1 protein-coding gene is annotated in these 1,555 nt (G+C 65.7%); it reads left to right on the forward strand.

Going from position 1 to position 1,555, the window contains the following annotated elements; genetic code table 11:
* Positions 1–130: 130 nt before the first annotated feature.
* A partial coding sequence (locus NV1_RS41595; RefSeq protein WP_067905234.1) for an aminomethyltransferase family protein occupies positions 131–1,555 on the forward strand: 1,425 nt, incomplete at its 3' end.

Raw genomic sequence — 1,555 nt, forward strand, 5'->3', positions numbered from 1 at the left:
ATTAGGCGCTTTGCGCGAGCGATGCAGCCTCGACGGACGTTTCAGCGGGAACCGTTGCGCGATTATGTATGTATATGTAGAACTATCGGCGACGCAGGGCAAGCATCGGTGTGTGCCCAGAGGGAGAGATATGACGCGATCGGGCTCACTGCAAGCGCTGGTCGAGCAGACGCCGGACCTCGTTGAGCACTTCGTCAATGACACGCGCTCGCTGCACATGCGCGCGGCGCCACCGTCGGCGGCGGCGGTCCCGCCCGTGTTCACGAACTGGCGCGACGAGCAGCGCGCTTGGCGTGAGACAGCGGCGTTGTTCGACCAGTCCCATCACATGCCGGAGCTGTTCATCAAGGGTCCGGACGCCAAGCGGCTGCTCGAGTCGCTCGCGATCAACAGCTTCGGGAACTTCACGACGGCTCGCGCGAAGCAGTTCGTCGCCTGCGCCCCGGACGGACACGTGATCGGTGACTGCATCGCATATCGCCATGCTGACGATCAGTTCGAGCTGATCAGCGGGATGACGGTGCTGAACTGGGTGCAGTTCCAGGCGGAGCGGCGCGGCGCCGACGTGGAGATCACGCGCGACCATCCGACCGCGATCAATCCGACCGGCCGCCGGGTGAAGTGGCGCTTTCAGCTCGAGGGGCCCAACGCCGCGGCGATCCTCGGCGAGGTCGTCACGGGCGAGGTGCCGAAGCTCCCGTTCTTCCACACGGCGAACGTCGAGATCGCCGGTTGTCCAGTGCTGATCCTGCGCCACGGGATGGCGGGCCACCTCGGCACCGAGCTGTCGGGACCGTACGAGGACATGGAGACCGTGCGCGAGGCGATCCTTGCCGCTGGTGCCAAGCATGGGCTCGAGCGAGCCGGGTCGCGTACGTACTTCAGCACGCTGGTCGAGAGCGGCTGGATGGCGTATCCGTGCCCTGCGATCTACACCGGGGAGGAGATGCGCGAGTTCCGGGAGTGGCTGCCTGGAGACGGATGGGAGGCCAGCCTGCAGATCGGTGGCAGCTATCGCGCGCCGTCGATCGAAGACTACTACATGAGCCCATGGGAGCTCGGCTATGGCCGCTTCATCAAGTTCGATCACGACTTCGTCGGCCGCGAGGCGTTGGAGCGCTCCGACGCGACCCGCCAGCGCGTGCCCATGACACTGGTCTGGGATACCGACGATGTAACCCGGATCTACCGCTCGCAGTTCGGCGACGGTCCGGTGTACAAGCAGATCGAACTACCGGTGGCCGATTACGGCTTCCCGCAGGCCGATGAGGTTCACGACGCTGCTGGGGAGCACGTCGGCCTTTCGTTCCAGTGTGGCTACACCGTCAACGAGGCCGTGGTGCTGTCGTTGGCTGCTCTCGATGCCGAGCACGCGCGGCCCGGCACCGAGGTTGAGCTCACCTGGGGAGAGCCTCACGGCGGAAGCCGCAAGCCACATGTGGAGCGGCACGAGCAGACGACGATCCACGCGACCGTCGCATCGATCCCGTACGCGGAGACGGTCCGCAGGTTGCGGGATTCGACGCTCTCGACGAGCGCGACCGGGGCGGTATCC

Origin of the sequence: Nocardia vaccinii NBRC 15922, from assembly GCF_001613305.1 — a bacterium.
Classification (GTDB): Bacteria; Actinomycetota; Actinomycetes; order Mycobacteriales; family Mycobacteriaceae; genus Nocardia; species Nocardia vaccinii.